The organism is Streptomyces sp. NPDC003247, from assembly GCF_042888135.1.
In the GTDB taxonomy this organism is placed as follows: Bacteria; Actinomycetota; Actinomycetes; order Streptomycetales; family Streptomycetaceae; genus Streptomyces.
In genome coordinates, this window is sequence record NZ_JBIAPF010000017.1 from 113,050 (window position 1) to 127,486 (window position 14,437).

At 73.7% G+C, this 14,437-nt stretch carries 11 protein-coding genes and 2 pseudogenes; 8 read left to right on the plus strand and 5 right to left on the minus strand.

What is annotated here, in order from left to right; translation table 11 throughout:
• Positions 1-10: 10 nt before the first annotated feature.
• A complete protein-coding gene (gene hppD / locus ACFYWQ_RS38740; protein ID WP_389523944.1) occupies positions 11-1,156 on the plus strand; it encodes a 4-hydroxyphenylpyruvate dioxygenase in 1,146 nt (381 codons plus the stop codon).
• Between the two features lie 492 nt (positions 1,157-1,648).
• Here the strand turns inward: hppD and ACFYWQ_RS38745 are convergent.
• Positions 1,649-3,094: pseudogene (locus ACFYWQ_RS38745) on the minus strand (tetratricopeptide repeat protein); the annotation flags it as partial.
• A gap of 92 nt (positions 3,095-3,186) precedes the next feature.
• Here ACFYWQ_RS38745 and ACFYWQ_RS38750 point away from each other — a divergent pair.
• Complete coding sequence (locus ACFYWQ_RS38750) at positions 3,187-4,605, plus strand: FAD-binding oxidoreductase (RefSeq protein ID WP_389523946.1); 1,419 nt, start codon at positions 3,187-3,189, stop codon at positions 4,603-4,605.
• Positions 4,606-4,640: 35 nt separating this feature from the next.
• Here ACFYWQ_RS38750 and ACFYWQ_RS38755 read toward each other — a convergent pair whose 3' ends face one another.
• Entirely contained in the window at positions 4,641-5,198 is a 558-nt protein-coding gene (locus ACFYWQ_RS38755) for an SsgA family sporulation/cell division regulator (RefSeq protein ID WP_389523949.1), read from the minus strand.
• Positions 5,199-5,445: 247 nt separating this feature from the next.
• Between ACFYWQ_RS38755 and ACFYWQ_RS38760 the strand changes: the two are divergent.
• The 3 genes and pseudogenes from ACFYWQ_RS38760 to ACFYWQ_RS38770 form a co-directional block, all read left to right on the plus strand.
• Positions 5,446-5,568 (plus strand): annotated as a pseudogene (locus ACFYWQ_RS38760) (DUF2510 domain-containing protein); the annotation flags it as partial.
• Between the two features lie 681 nt (positions 5,569-6,249).
• Positions 6,250-7,518: an RDD family protein gene (locus tag ACFYWQ_RS38765; RefSeq protein WP_389524074.1), complete on the plus strand. Its 1,269-nt coding sequence runs from the start codon at positions 6,250-6,252 to the stop codon at positions 7,516-7,518.
• A 98-nt stretch (positions 7,519-7,616) separates the two neighbouring features.
• Positions 7,617-8,342 (plus strand): RDD family protein, encoded by a 726-nt coding sequence (locus ACFYWQ_RS38770; RefSeq protein ID WP_389523952.1) that lies wholly within the window; start codon positions 7,617-7,619, stop codon positions 8,340-8,342.
• A gap of 84 nt (positions 8,343-8,426) precedes the next feature.
• Here the strand turns inward: ACFYWQ_RS38770 and ACFYWQ_RS38775 are convergent, their stop codons facing one another.
• Positions 8,427-8,732, minus strand: coding sequence for a hypothetical protein (locus ACFYWQ_RS38775; protein ID WP_389523955.1), 306 nt, complete (start codon positions 8,730-8,732; stop codon positions 8,427-8,429).
• A 352-nt stretch (positions 8,733-9,084) separates the two neighbouring features.
• Here ACFYWQ_RS38775 and ACFYWQ_RS38780 point away from each other — a divergent pair, with 352 nt between their 5' ends.
• Complete coding sequence (locus ACFYWQ_RS38780; RefSeq protein ID WP_389523959.1) at positions 9,085-11,433, plus strand: immune inhibitor A domain-containing protein; 2,349 nt, start codon at positions 9,085-9,087, stop codon at positions 11,431-11,433.
• A gap of 133 nt (positions 11,434-11,566) precedes the next feature.
• Positions 11,567-11,920, plus strand: a complete 354-nt coding sequence (locus ACFYWQ_RS38785) for a hypothetical protein (RefSeq protein WP_389523962.1) — start codon at positions 11,567-11,569, stop codon at positions 11,918-11,920.
• A 112-nt stretch (positions 11,921-12,032) separates the two neighbouring features.
• On the opposite strand, the gene ACFYWQ_RS38790 is transcribed toward ACFYWQ_RS38785, so the two are convergent.
• Positions 12,033-12,620 carry a nicotinamidase gene (locus ACFYWQ_RS38790; RefSeq protein ID WP_389523964.1) on the minus strand — a complete coding sequence of 196 codons (588 nt, stop codon included), beginning with the start codon at positions 12,618-12,620 and terminating at the stop codon, positions 12,033-12,035.
• Positions 12,621-12,715: 95 nt separating this feature from the next.
• Positions 12,716-14,062: a nicotinate phosphoribosyltransferase gene (locus ACFYWQ_RS38795; RefSeq protein ID WP_389523967.1), complete on the minus strand. Its 1,347-nt coding sequence runs from the start codon at positions 14,060-14,062 to the stop codon at positions 12,716-12,718.
• 56 nt (positions 14,063-14,118) lie between these two features.
• Here ACFYWQ_RS38795 and clpS point away from each other — a divergent pair, with 56 nt between their 5' ends.
• Positions 14,119-14,436, plus strand: coding sequence for an ATP-dependent Clp protease adapter ClpS (gene clpS / locus ACFYWQ_RS38800; protein WP_365462008.1), 318 nt, complete (start codon positions 14,119-14,121; stop codon positions 14,434-14,436).
• Position 14,437: the final 1 nt, after the last annotated feature.

Below are 14,437 nucleotides of genomic sequence, written 5' to 3' on the forward strand. Positions count from 1 at the left end.
GGCTGCGGCTATGACGCAGACCACACAGCACACTCCCGACACCGCCCGGCAGGCCGACCCCTTCCCGGTCAAGGGAATGGACGCGGTCGTCTTCGCCGTGGGCAACGCCAAACAGGCGGCGCACTACTACTCCACCGCCTTCGGCATGCGGCTGGTCGCGTACTCCGGACCGGAGAACGGAAGCCGCGAGACCGCCTCCTACGTCCTGGAGAACGGCTCCGCGCGTTTCGTCGTCACCTCGGTGATCAGGCCCGACAGCACCTGGGGCCACTTCCTCGCCCGGCACGTGGCCGAGCACGGCGACGGGGTGGTCGACCTCGCCCTGGAGGTCCCGGACGCGCGCGCCGCGTACGCCTACGCCGTGGCGCACGGCGCCCGCCCGGTCGCCGAGCCGTACGAACTGAAGGACGAGCACGGCACCGTCGTGCTGGCCGCGATCGCCACCTACGGCGAGACCCGCCACACGCTCGTCGAACGCACCGGCTACGACGGTCCCTACCTGCCCGGCTTCGTCGCCGCGACCCCGATCGCCGAGCCGCCGGCCCACCGCACCTTCCAGGCCATCGACCACTGCGTCGGCAACGTGGAACTCGGCCGGATGAACGAATGGGTCGGCTTCTACAACAAGGTCATGGGCTTCACGAACATGAAGGAGTTCGTGGGCGACGACATCGCCACCGAGTACAGCGCGCTGATGTCGAAGGTCGTCGCCGACGGCACGCTCAAGGTCAAGTTCCCGATCAACGAGCCCGCCGTCGCCAAGAAGAAGTCGCAGATCGACGAGTACCTGGAGTTCTACGGCGGCGCCGGCGTCCAGCACATCGCGCTCAACACCCACGACATCGTCGCGACGGTCCGCACCCTGCGCGCCGCCGGGGTGCAGTTCCTCGACACCCCCGACTCGTACTACGACACCCTCGGCGAGTGGGTCGGCGACACCCGCGTCCCCGTGGAGACCCTGCGCGAACTGAAGATCCTCGCCGACCGCGACGAGGACGGCTACCTGCTCCAGATCTTCACCAAGCCGGTCCAGGACCGTCCGACCGTGTTCTTCGAACTCATCGAACGGCACGGCTCGATGGGCTTCGGCAAGGGCAACTTCAAGGCCCTGTTCGAGGCGATCGAGCGGGAGCAGGCCCGGCGCGGCAACCTCTAGCAGGCCCCCTACTGCCTTCAGCAGCCCTCCTACCCCGGTGGCGGCCCCCCAGTAGGCCCCAGTAGGCCCCAGTAGGCCCTCCAGCAGGCCCTACCGGGACCGGCCGCCCGGCGAGGACGGCTCGGCGGAGGTGCCCGAGCGTGAGCCGTCCCGCTCGGACGGTTCGGTCCCCGAGCGTGAGCCCTCCCGTCCGGACGGTTCGGTCCCCGAGCGTGAGCCCTCCCGTCCGGACGGTTCGGTCCCCGAGCGTGAGCCCTCCTGCTCGGCCGGTTCGGTCTCCGAGTGCGAGCCGTCCCGCTCGGACGGCTCCGCGGAGGCCCCACCGGCATCGTCGTCCTCCCGAGACGACCGCCCGGCGGAGGCCGCGCCGGGAGCGTCGTCCCGCGAAGGCCGCCTGGCGGAGGCCGCCCCGGGGGCGCCGTCCCGCGACGACCGCTCGGCGGAGGCCGTGTCGGGCGCGTCACCCCGCGGAGCGGGCCAGGTGGCGGTCACCTCCGGGGGCGCCGCCGGCGACGGCTCGCCCAGCTCCGCCAGGGCCGTCCGGGCGGCGCGCGCGCCCGACAGGGAGAAGTACGGGTTGATCCGCAGCGCCTCGGTGAGGTACCGCCGGGCCGGCCCCTGCTTCCTCAGCCCGAGTTCGATCATCCCCCGGTGGTAGGCGTACGGCGCGCTGCGCACCGCTCCGCCGTGCGCCCGGTCGGTGGCGATCATGGCGTACCGCAGCGCCTCCGCGTCCCGGCCGGCCCGGTGCAGCGCCCAGCCCAGCGCGTCCGCGACCTCGACGCCCGGCTGCCGCCGCCACTCGGCGCGCAGCCGCCGCACCGCCTCGGCCGGATCCCCGTGGTCGGCCTCCAGCCGGCCGAGGACCAGGTCCCCGTCGACCCCGCCGGCCGCCTCCCGGCGCACCCGCGTCCGTACCAGGTCGTACTGCACCCGGGCCGCCCGCACCATGCCCAGCGACTCGTACAGCTCGCCCAGCTCCAGGGCGTAACCCGGCAGCGGCTGCCGGGCGAGCGCCGACCGGTACGCGCCCACCGCCTCCGTCGTCCGCCCGAGGGCCGCCAGCACCCGTCCCTGCCCGGCCTGCGCGGCCCGCTGGTCGGCGTCGAGGCGCACCGCCTCCCGGAAGTACCGCAGGGCGGCCTCCGTGTCGCCGCGCTCGAAGGCGAGCTGCCCGGCCCGCTCCCGCCACGCCGCCTCCTCGGCGGCCGTGGCCGCCCCCGCCGCCGCGTCGGAGAGCGCGGCCGCCGCGTCCTCGCGCCAGCCCTGGTTCCGGTAGGCGGCCGCGGCCCGCCCCCGCACCGCCGTACCGGACCGCAGTGCCGTCATCCGGTCCAGCGCGGAACGGGCCTTCTTGTGGTCGCCGAGCCCGGTGTAGGCGTCGATGAGCTGCGCGTACGTCGTCCACTGCTTCGGCGCCGGCTTGCGGGCGGCCTCGCCCCACGCCCGGGCCGCCCGGAAGTCGCGGCGGGCGTTGGCGAGGGCCGCCAGGCCGGTGAGCGCCTCGGCGTTGCGGTGCGGACGCACCTTCAGCGACATGCGCAGTGCCCGCTCGGCCTTCGGGTAGAAGACGGCGGCGTCGGCGGTGCGCCGGCCCCGCTCCAGGTAGGCCGCGCCGAGGACCGCCCAGGCCTCGCCGTCCCCGGGACGCTCGCGCACCCGGTCCTCGCGCTCGTCGATCAGCGCGGCCAGGTCGGGCAGCGCGGCCGCGACCCCGGCGCGCACCGCCGTGTCGGCCTGCGCCCCCGGCAGCGGTCCGGGCGGCCGCCCCCGCTCGCCGAGCACCGGCACGAGCACCCCGCCCAGCGCCAGGCATCCGGCCAGTGCGCCCAGGACCAGCCGGCGCCGCCGCCGGGAGCGGTCCGGCCGGGCCCCTCCACGGGGAGCGGGGGTCCGCGGCTGCCGGTCCGCGGCTTCGGTCTGCACGGCGCTGTCCATGGCGCTCACTGTGCGTCAGTACGACGACCGGATTACAGCTTCCGCCGGGTGCCGCGGACGGGGTTCACACCGATGGCCCCGAGTGCGACGCTGTGATCATGAGCCGTATCGAAGCTCCTCGCGACGAAGCGACCGGCGGCCTCCCGGAGCGTCTGCCGGCCCGTCTGCTGGAGGGCCTGCCCGCCGAGGCCGTCCTCACCGACCCCGACGTCACCGCCTCGTACGCCCACGACATGGCGAGCTTCTGTCCGGCCGGCAGCCCGGCCGTGGTGGTGCTGCCGCGCACGGTCGAACAGGTCCAGCACGTCCTGCGCACCGCCACCGAGCTGCGCGTCCCGGTCGTCCCGCAGGGCGCCCGCACCGGACTGTCGGGCGCCGCCAACGCCACCGACGGCTGCGTCGTGCTCTCCCTGACGAAGATGGACCGGATCCTGGAGATCGACCCGGTCGACCGCATCGCCGTCGTCGAGCCGGGCGTCGTCAACGCGGCGCTCTCCCGGGCGGTGGGCGAGTACGGCCTGTCCTACCCGCCGGACCCCTCCAGCTGGGAGACGTGCACGATCGGCGGCAACATCGGCACCGCCTCCGGCGGCCTGTGCTGCGTGAAGTACGGGGTGACCGCCGAGTACGTCCTCGGCCTCGACGTCGTCCTCGCCGACGGCCGCCTGATGTCCACCGGCCGCCGCACCGCCAAGGGCGTCGCCGGGTACGACCTGACCCGCCTCTTCGTCGGTTCCGAGGGCTCGCTCGGCGTCGTCGTGCGCGCCGTCCTCGCGCTGAAGCCGAAGCCGCCCGCGCAGCTCGTGCTGGCCGCCGAGTTCGCGTCGGGCGCCGCCGCCTGCGACGCCGTGTGCCGGATCATGGAGGCCGGGCACGTGCCGTCCCTCCTCGAACTCATGGACCGTACGACCGTCCGGGCCGTCAACGAGCTCACGCGCATGGGCCTGCCCGAGGCCACCGAGGCCCTGCTGCTCGCCGCCTTCGACACCACCGACCCGGCGGCCGACCTCGCCGCCGTCGGCGCGCTGTGCGAGGCCGCCGGCGCCACCCGGGTCGTCCCCGCCGAGGACGCGGCCGAGTCCGAACTGCTGTTGCAGGCCCGGCGGTCCACGCTCGTCGCCCTGGAGGCCGCCAAGGGCACCACCATGGTCGACGACGTGTGCGTGCCCCGGTCGCGGCTCGGCGACATGATCGACGGCGTCGAGCGGATCGCCGAGAAGTACCGGCTGACCATCGGCGTCGTCGCCCACGCCGGCGACGGCAACACCCACCCGACGGTCTGCTTCGACGCCCGGGACCCCGACGAGGTGCGGCGCGCCCGCGAGTCCTTCGACGCGATCATGGCCCTCGGTCTGGAGCTCGGCGGCACGATCACCGGCGAGCACGGGGTGGGCGTGCTGAAGAAGGAGTGGCTGGCGCGCGAGATCGGCCCGGTGGGCCTGGAGATGCAGCGGGCCGTCAAGGACGTCTTCGACCCGCTCGGCATCCTCAACCCCGGCAAAGTGTTCTGAATCCGGTGCGAACTGTTCCGGCCTCCCGCGACGGCTCACTCCGCGTCCGCGGACCCGTCCGACGGCCACGCGCACCGGGGGTCGAGGCGGTCGCGGGCGTCGAGGCGGTCGCGGGGGTCGAGGCGGTCGAGGCGGTCGCGGGGAGCACGGGGGTCGCGCCCCCACGGTTCGTCCGCGGGCGCGGGGGCCAGCAGGTCGGCCAGGGCGTCGTCGATCCCCAGCTGCCCGCCCTCGGTGCCGGGCGGCACCAGCCGCAGCGTCCGCTCCAGCCAGGCCGCGACCTGGGCCGCCGGTGCCTCCAGCAGCGCGTCGCCGTCGGGCGAGCACAGCGCCAGCAGTACGACACCGCGCCCGTCCGCCTTCGCCGGCCACACCCGTACGTCCCCGTGCCCGCACGGCCGGAACACGCCCTCCACCAGCAGTTCGCGGGCGAACGTCCACTCGACGGGCCGTTCGGAGTCGATGTGGAAGGTGACGTGCACGGCGAAGGGGTCGTCGCTGCGGTACCCGAGCCGGGCCGGGACCGGGACGCTCCGCTCCGGTGACAGGACGAGCCTGACCTCCAGTTCGCGCTCCACCACGGTGGGATGCATGTCCGTTCTCCTCTCGGTGCCGTTCCGCACGGGGTCCACATGACCCGTACGGGAGGGAGAGCGGGTCCGGGCCGGAGCGTTACGCGGGTTCCGGGAAGTTCTTTCGCCGGCGGTCCGAACGTGTGAAGGGTGTGTACGCGGTTGCCCGGAACGGGGCGGGTACGGCGGGACTGGCGGTGGGGGTTGCGCTCGTCTGATAGATGTGGAGCCCCCCATCCCACCCCCGAGCAGATACGGGACGACGGACATGAGCGCCCCAACCCCGGCCCCCGGCGACGACAGGCCCCGCGAAGGGTATTACCCGGACCCGTCCATCCCTGGATACGTCCGGTACTGGAACGGTGCCTCCTGGGTGCCCGGCACCAGCCGCCCGGCGCCGTCCGACGGCGAACCGCTCACGCCTCCGTCCGGCGCGCGGCCGGCGGCTCCCCCGGCGTCCGTGGAGGAGACCGGCCCGCACTTCTTCGACGAGGACCCGGCACCGGCCGGGCCGTACGGCGCTCCTGACGCACCGTCGTCCGCGTGGGGAGCCGACGGCTCCCACCGGTCCGGCTTCGGCGGGGACCAGGACCGCCAGGCGTCCTGGGGAAGTCCGCAGGGCCCGGACCCGCGGGTGGGCGCGGCCCCGCCGGACGGGCGGCCGGCCGGCGGCGAGGGCACGGCGACGGCCCCTCCGGCGCAGCCGGACGCGGGCGCGGACCGGGCCGGTTCCGGCAGCACGTTCGTCTTCCGCCGTCCGACGGCCGGATCCGCCCCCGCGGCCGCCCCGCCCGCCGCCTCCCACCCCGGTGGCCCCGGCTCCGACGACGGCACCATGACCTTCCGCGCGCCCGTCCCGCGCACGCCCCGCCCTGACGGGGCGCCCGGGGCGCAGCCCGGAAGCACGGGCGCACCTGCCGGAGCGGCCCGCCCGGCTCAGGGGAACCCCGGGGCTCCGGGGACTCCGGGAGCTCCGGGAGCTCCGGGGACGGCCGGAACCCCGGGATCCCCGGCGGCGGCGGGCTTCGGCCCGCCGGGCTCCGCGGGTGCGGGTGCGGGTGCGGTCTCCGGCGTGCCCGGCGCGGTCGGGAGCGGCTCCGGCGTGCCCGGCTACGGCGGGCCGGGCGCGGCTGCCTCGGGCGGCGGCTTCGGCGCCCAGGGTCCCGTGGGCGCGCCCGGCTCCGGTGAGGCCGCCGCGGGTCTCGGCGCCGCCCAGGGACCCGTCGGCGTGCCCGGTGCCGGTTTCGGCCCCCCGGCCGCCCCCGCTGTCCCGGCCGCCCCTACCGCTCCGGCCGGCCCGTCCGCCGCCCCCGCTCCGGGCGGCTCCGCGCCCGCCGCCAAGCCCGGCTTCGCCGCGGGCAAGGCCGCCGCCGAACGCGCCGCGGCCGCGCAGGCCCAGGCCGCGCAGGCCCAGATCCCCGCCCCGGCGGCCCCGGCGGCACCGGCCGCCCCGGCCGCGCAGGGCCCCACGGGTCTGCCGCCCGCCCGGACCGCGACCCCGTCCGCCGCTCAGGGCTCCGGCCCCGCCTTCTCCGGCCCCCGACCGGCCACCCCGAACATCCCCCCGCAGTCCACCGGCCCCCAGTCCACCGGCCCCCAGTCCACCGGCCCGCAGCCCGCTGGCCCGCAGTCGTCCGGCCCCCAACCCGCCGGCCCCCAGCCCTCCCCGACCGCCTACGCAGCCCCCGCAGCCCCCGCCGGCCCTCAGCCCGCGCCGATGAGCGCGGGTCCCGGTGGTGGGCAGCCCTCCTGGCAGCAGCAGGTGCACCGGCTGGCGGGGGCCGGTGACGACCAGCCGGTCGTGCCGTGGAAGCCGCCGGTCGAGGACGTCTTCCAAGCGGCCGCCCGGCGGCAGGCGGAGGCCCGCCCGGCGGGGCTCGGCAAGCGGCTGGCCGCCCGCCTCGTCGACTCGCTCGTCCTCGGCGCCGTCACCTCCGCGGCCGCCGTCCCGCTCGGCGCCAGGGCCGTCGACCACGTGAACGACAAGATCGAGGCGGCCGAGCTGACCGGGGAGACCGTCACCGTCTGGCTGCTGGACGGCACGACGTCGGTGTACCTCGGCATCGTCCTCGCGGTGCTGCTGGTGGCCGGGATCCTGTACGAGGCGCTGCCGACCGCCAAGTGGGGGCGCACGCTGGGCAAGAGGCTGTTCGGGCTGGAGGTGCGGGACATCGAGGGCCACGAGCCGCCGTCCTTCGGCGCGGCCCTGCGCCGCTGGCTCGTCTACAGCGTGTCCGGCCTGCTCGCCGTCGGTGTCGTCGGTGTCCTGTGGTGCCTGTTCGACCGGCCGTGGCGCCAGTGCTGGCACGACAAGGCGGCGCACACGTTCGTGGCGGACTGACCGGCCACCGCCCGTACGGCGGGCGGCGCAGGGAAATTCGTACTCCGGACGGCCGCTCGCCGGATGCGCGGCCGTGGGGTTCGCGGTCGACTCGGGCCATGACGACCGAACCGCCCCCCGGTTCCGGCGGCGAGCCGCCGGAGGACGATCCGTTCAGGAAGCAGCCCCCGCAGCAGCCCCCGTACGGTCAGGGGCAGGGCCCGCAAGGGTCGCCGTACGACAGCCCGCACGGCGGTGCGGGCGGCGGCGGGCAGCCGCCGCCCCCCGGCGGACAGCCCCCGCCCTACGGGGGCGGCCCCTACGGCGGTGGTCCGCACGGCGGCGGCCCCTACGGCGGCGACCCGTACGGGGGTTATCCGGCCGACCCGCTGGCCGGCATGCCCCCGCTGGCCGACAGCGGCAAGCGGACCCTGGCCAGGATCATCGACATGATCCTGGTGGCGATCGTCGTCTGGCTGCTGACGTGGGGGTTCGGGGTCAACGAGTACGACATGGACGGCGAGCGCGTCGAGGTCGGCAAGTCCCTCGCCCAGTCCGTGATCGCCGCCGTGCTCTACATCGCCTACGACACCGTCCTGATCGCCAGGACCGGGCGGACGCTGGGCAAGAAGTGGCTCGGCATGCGCGTGGCCAACCTGGACGACGGCTCGACGCCCTCCGTGCAGACCTCGCTGGTCCGGGCCCTGGTGCTGTGGGTGCCGTTCGCGTTCTGCTGCGCGTGCCTGTGGACGGTGATCTGCGGCGGCTGGAGCTTCTTCGACAAGCCCTACAAGCAGGGCCTGCACGACAAGGCCGCCAAGACGGTGGTGGTGGCCGTCGTCTGACGCGGCGACAGCACGACGGCGGGCCCCCGCCCGGCATGACGGCGGGCCCCCGCCGTGCCGGGCGGGGGCCCGCCGTCGTGGAGGTCAGGACGCCGACGGTTCCCGGACGGGCTCGGGTGCCGAGGCCGCCGGGACGGCCGGGACGATCGAGGGGGCCGGGACGGCCGAGGCGGGTGCGGGCTCGTCCACGGTGGAGCGTGCCACGACGACGGGGCCCCGCCGGGGGACCGGGACCGTCATGGCGACGAGTACGCCGAGGGCGACCGCGGTGATGGAGATGACCGCGATGAGGGAGCCCGAACTCGTCTGGGACAGCGCCAGCATGGCGAGTGCCGAGAAGATCACGGTGCAGGAACCGTACGTGAGCTGTGCGACAGTCGGACGAGGCATGGCAATCGTGTCCTCGGAAGCGGGGGCGGTCTCGACTCTATTCGCCTGCATGCCCGAGTGGAACGAGCAGTAAGCGTGACCTAACCCACGGTGCCGGTGCACAGGGGGCGCACGGAGTCATGCGGTGCGGTACCCGGACGGCCGTGCGCGCCCGTCACGTTACGGTCATGTGTCCGCAATACGAACGTCGGCTCCCAATAATGCACTTGATCTGTCCAAGTCAAGGTCTGTCTTTTCCGCTGAACCAGTAGTCAAATGACGGCACTTGACTACACGCGTATAACCGCGCGCGGACATCCCTTGACATGGATCTCCCATCCGTGCGGCAGGGATGCGTTAGGGGAGGCATCAAGTGACGAGTAGATCCTGGACGTTCAGGACGGCCGCCACGGTCGTCGCCCTCGCGGCGGCCTCGGCGACGTTCTCGACGTTCGCCGTGGCGCAGGCGGCCGACAGCGTGCCGGCGAAGGCCCCGGCGGCCGACCGGCAGGACCCGCAGCCGGCCGAGGCCCGCGAGCACGACTTCGACGGGCCGCTCAGCAAGACGCAGGAGGCCCAGCGCGAGGAGGCCCTCAAGCAGGTCATATCCGGCGAGGCCACGGTCAAGGAGCGCGACGGCTCCAAGGTCGTGCAGCTCCAGGGCGGGAAGGGCGGCAGCAAGTACGTCGAGCTCGGCCGCGAGCAGACCGACAAGATCTTCACGATCCTGGTCGAGTTCGGCGACCAGATCGACAGCCGCTACGGCGGCACCACCGGCCCGCTGCACAACGAGATAGCCGAGCCGGACCGCACCCAGGACAACAGCACGGCCTGGCAGGCGGATTACAACCAGGAGCACTTCCAGGACCTCTACTTCGGCACCGGCGCGGACACCGAGTCGCTGAAGAAGTACTACGAGAAGCAGTCCTCGGGCCGCTACTCGGTCGAGGGCGAGGTGACCGACTGGGTCAAGGTCCCCTACAACGAGGCCCGTTACGGCTCAAACGACGCCCCCACCGGCGCCTGGTACGCCGTGCAGGACGGCGTCAACGCCTGGGTGGCCGAGCGCGAGGCCGCCGGTGACACCGCCGCCGAGATCAAGGCGGAGCTCGCCGAGTTCGACCAGTGGGACCGCTACGACTACGACGGCGACGGCGACTTCAACGAGTCCGACGGCTACATCGACCACTTCCAGATCGTCCACGCCGGCGAGGACGAGTCCGCGGGCGGCGGCGCCCAGGGCGAGGACGCCATCTGGGCGCACCGCTGGTACGCCTTCGCCACCGACGCCGGCTCCACCGGCCCGGACACCAACAAGCTCGGCGGCACCCAGATCGGCGACACCGGCATCTGGGTCGGCGACTACACCATCCAGCCGGAGAACGGCGGACTCGGCGTCTTCGCCCACGAGTACGGCCACGACCTCGGTCTGCCCGACGAGTACGACACCTCCGGCGGCGGCGAGAACTCCACCGGCTTCTGGACGCTGATGTCCTCCGGTTCCTGGCTCGGCACCGGCAAGGAGAGCATCGGCGACCTGCCCGGCGACATGAACGCCTGGGACAAGCTCCAGCTCGGCTGGCTCGACTACGACGTCGCCGAGGCGGGCGTGAAGTCCACCCACAAGCTGGGCGTGGCGGAGTACAACACCGAGAACCCGCAGGCCGTCGTCGTCGTCCTGCCGGAGAAGACGGTCACCACCGACGTCGTCACCCCGGCGCAGGGCGCCACCCAGTGGTGGAGCGGCAGCGGTGACGACCTGCGCAACACCCTGACCCGCTCGGTCGACCTGACCGGGAAGTCGTCCGCCTCCCTGTCCCTCGACGGCTGGTGGGACATCGAGACCGACTACGACTACCTCTACACCGAGGTGTCCACCGACGGCGCCAACTGGACGCCGATCGACGGCACGCTGGCCGACGGCTCCGCCATCCCGCGCGACGGCAGCGGCAAGCCCGCCCTCACCGGCACGGTCGACGCCTACCAGAAGCTGACGTTCCCGCTGGACGCCTACGCCGGCCAGAACATCGGCCTGCGCTTCCGCTACGCCACCGACGGCGGTGTGGCCCAGCTGGGCTTCGCGGCCGACGAGATCACCGTGACCGCCGACGGCGCGACCCTGTTCTCCGACGACGCGGAGACGGCGGACGCCGCCTGGACGGCCGACGGCTTCACCCGCGTCGGCGCGTCCATCACGGACGACTACGCCCAGTACTACATCGCCGAGAACCGCCAGTACGTGTCGTACGACAAGACCCTCAAGGTCGGTCCGTACAACTTCGGCTTCTCGACGACCCGTCCGGACTGGGTGGAGCACTACCCGTACCAGAACGGCCTGTTGATCTGGAAGTGGGACACCTCGCAGGCGGACGACAACACCAGCGCGCACCCGGGCGAGGGTCTGATCCTGCCGGTCGACGCCCACCCGACGGCGCTGAAGTGGTCCGACGGCACGCTGATGCGCAACCGCATCCAGTCCTTCGACTCGACCTTCAGCCAGTACCCGACCGACGCGATCACGCTGCACAAGGCCGACGTCGCCACGAAGATCAAGGCGCGTCCCGGCGTCCCGGTCTTCGACGACGGCGCGTCGAGCTACTACGACGCGTCGAACCCGCTGGCCGGCGTCAAGGTCACTGACACCGACACCTCGATCAAGATCGTCAGCGAGCCCCTGAGCGGCTCGACGATCACGGTCAAGGTCGGACCGTCGGCGAAGTAGTCGACGTCTTCGCAGGTCAGAAGCGCTTCGGCGGCGACCCCCTGGCGGGTCGCCGCCGATCGTGTTTAGGTGCGTCCTGTGATTTCGTTATTGACACGCGCATCGACACCGACACGCACGGGGGTGTGACCGCATGGCCGCAGGAGGCTTCTGCAAGCTGCCCGACGGCTCCGTGGTGGTGGCACTGAACCTGCCCAGCCCCACCGCCGACGGCAGCACCGCGCACACCGGCTCCGACCGGGGAGTGCGCGTCCTCGTCCTCGCCCGCAACCGGGCCCGGGCCCTGACCCGGCTCCGCAACCTGGGCCTGCGCGCCGTCTACCTGCGCGGCAACACGGCGCCGCCGACGCCGGACGAGATCACGGCGGTCCTGCACCACCCCGACGGCCTGATATGGCGGACCGCCCCCGGCGGCGCCGTCGCCACGGCCCCCGAGCTGTGGCGCCCGATCCGGTCCCTGCTGAGGAGCCCGGCACCCCAGCCGTGACCCCCGGCCCCGGCCCGGCCCCGGCCCCGGGCGGTGTCCGGGGCCCGCCTCCGCCGGCCGGGCGCCGACCGCACCACCTGCCGGGCGCCGACCGCACCACCTGCCGCGCGGCCTACTGCACCACCGGCTTCCCGGACAGCTCCACGCCCGCCTCCCGCAGCTCCTCCAGCGCCCGCTCGGTGGTCTGCGGGGCCACCCCGGCGGTCAGGTCGAGCAGGACCTGCGTACGGAAGCCCTCCCGGGCCGCGTCCAGCGCGGTCGCCCGCACGCAGTGGTCGGTGGCGATGCCGACGACGTCCACCTCGTCGATCTCCCGCGCCCGCAGCCAGTCGCCCAGCTTCACGCCGTTCTCGTCGGCGCCCTCGAATCCGCTGTACGCGGCCGCGTAGGCGCCCTTGTCGAAGACGGCGTCGATGGCGCCCGAGGCGACCGCCGGGGCGAAGTTCGGGTGGAAGCCCACGCCCTCGGTGCCCGCGACGCAGTGCGCGGGCCAGGAGCGGACGTAGTCGGGGTCGTCGGCGAAGTGGCCGCCGGGCGCGATGTGGTGGTCACGCGTGGCCACGACGTGCCGGTAACCGGCGGGGGCCTGCCCGATCAGCTCGGTGATCGCGGCGGCCACGTCGGCACCCCCGGACACCGCGAGGCTGCCTCCCTCGCAGAAATCGTTCTGCACGTCTACGACGATCAAGGCGCGGCGCATGGTGGGTGTCCTTCGACTATGGGTGACGGTACGAGCCTAGAGACTGCGGCGGCGTCGCGGGAGGGGCGCGACCCGAGCGCGTGGCGGCACACGCCTCACGTACCCGAGCGCGCCTGGACGTACTCCGTCGGGAGGACGGGTTCCCCGCGCGAGAGCTGGGTCGCGGACAGCGGCAGGCCGGCCTTGGCGGCGACGTGGCGGTCGCGGGCGACGTCCAGGGACTCCCGGGCGACGACCTCGCCGCCCCGGACCAGCTCGACCAGGAGCTGCCGGCCGGCCAGCCCGTCGGGGACCGCGCCCGTGCCGACGACCTCGGCCTCCGCCACACCGTAGGAGTCCAGCCGCCGGGCGGCCCACTTGCGCCCGCCGACGGAGGTCTTGCCGCCGGTCGACCTCTTCGCCACCGCCACCAGCGGCGCCTTCGGGTCGGCCGACTCGGCGCGGGCGACCAGCTTGTAGACCATCGAGCAGGTCGGGTGCCCGGAGCCGGTCACCAGCTGGGTGCCGACGCCGTACGCGTCCACCGGGGCCGCCGCCAGCGAGGCGATGGCGTACTCGTCGAGGTCCGAGGTCACGACGATCCTCGTGCCGGTCGCGCCCAGCTCGTCGAGCTGCTGGCGCACCCGGTGGGCGACGAGCAGCAGGTCGCCGGAGTCGATGCGCACCGCGCCCAGCCCGGGCCCGGCGACCTCCACCGCCGTCCGGACGGCCTCGGCGACGTCGTACGTGTCCACGAGCAGGGTCGTGCCCGCGCCCAGCGAGTCCACCTGGGCCCGGAACGCGTCGCGTTCGGCGTCGTGCAGGAGCGTGAAGGCGTGGGCGCTCGTGCCCACGGTGGGGATGCCGTAGCGGAAGCCGGCCGCGAGGTCGGAGGTGGTGGCGAAGCCGCCGACGTACGCGGCGCGCGAGGCGGCGACGGCGGCCAGCTCGTGGGTGCGGCGGGCGCCCATCTCGATCAGCGGGCGCCCACCGGCCGCCGAGGCCATGCGGGAGGCGGCCGCGGCGATCGCGGAGTCGTGGTTGAGGATGGACAGGATCACGGTCTCCAGCAGCACGCACTCGGCGAAGGAGCCCTCCACCCGCATGATCGGCGAGCCCGGGAAGTACACCTCGCCCTCCGGGTAGCCCCAGATGTCACCCGAGAAGCGGTACGAGGCCAGCCAGTCCAGCGTCTCGTCGTCGACGATCGCCCGCTCGCGCAGGAAGCCCAGCACCCCCGGGTCGAAACGGAAGTTCTCCACGGCGTCCAGCACGCGTCCGGTGCCCGCCACCACGCCGTAGCGCCGCCCCTCCGGCAGCCGGCGGGTGAAGACCTCGAACACGCTGCGCCGCCCGGCCGTTCCCGCTTTCAGGGCGGCCTGCAACATCGTCAACTCGTACTGGTCCGTGAAGAGCGCCGTCGAGGGAACGTCCACCGGCAGCCCAAGGTCCGCTGTGTTCATGGCAAAGATGGTACTCCCTTTTCGTCGGTGTGACGATTTCCGGGGGGCGTGGCAGCATGGTTCGTGTGACGTCACCCGCTCCCCTTGAGATCGAACGCACCGAGTCGGCGGAGGAGGTGTTCGCCGTACCCGAGCCGGACGTCCCCTGGGTCACGATCGTCCACAACGACCCGGTCAACCTCATGAGCTACGTGACGTACGTCTTCCAGACGTACTTCGGCTATCCGAAGGACAAGGCCACCAAGCTCATGCTCGACGTCCACCACAAGGGCCGGGCGGTCGTCTCCAGCGGAACCCGCGAGGAGATGGAACGCGACGTGCAGGCGATGCACGGCTACGGTCTGTGGGCCACCCTCCAGCAGGACCGGAAGTAGT

Coding starts and splice junctions, on each gene's coding strand:
- clpS (WP_365462008.1), top strand. CDS start 14,119: ATGGTTCGTGTGACGTCACCCGCTCCCCTTGAGATCGAACGCACCGAG.
- ACFYWQ_RS38790 (WP_389523964.1), bottom strand. CDS start 12,620: ATGCGCCGCGCCTTGATCGTCGTAGACGTGCAGAACGATTTCTGCGAG.
- ACFYWQ_RS38755 (WP_389523949.1), bottom strand. CDS start 5,198: ATGCATCCCACCGTGGTGGAGCGCGAACTGGAGGTCAGGCTCGTCCTG.
- ACFYWQ_RS38770 (WP_389523952.1), top strand. CDS start 7,617: ATGACGACCGAACCGCCCCCCGGTTCCGGCGGCGAGCCGCCGGAGGAC.
- ACFYWQ_RS38795 (WP_389523967.1), bottom strand. CDS start 14,062: ATGAACACAGCGGACCTTGGGCTGCCGGTGGACGTTCCCTCGACGGCG.
- ACFYWQ_RS38785 (WP_389523962.1), top strand. CDS start 11,567: ATGGCCGCAGGAGGCTTCTGCAAGCTGCCCGACGGCTCCGTGGTGGTG.
- hppD (WP_389523944.1), top strand. CDS start 11: ATGACGCAGACCACACAGCACACTCCCGACACCGCCCGGCAGGCCGAC.
- ACFYWQ_RS38775 (WP_389523955.1), bottom strand. CDS start 8,732: ATGCCTCGTCCGACTGTCGCACAGCTCACGTACGGTTCCTGCACCGTG.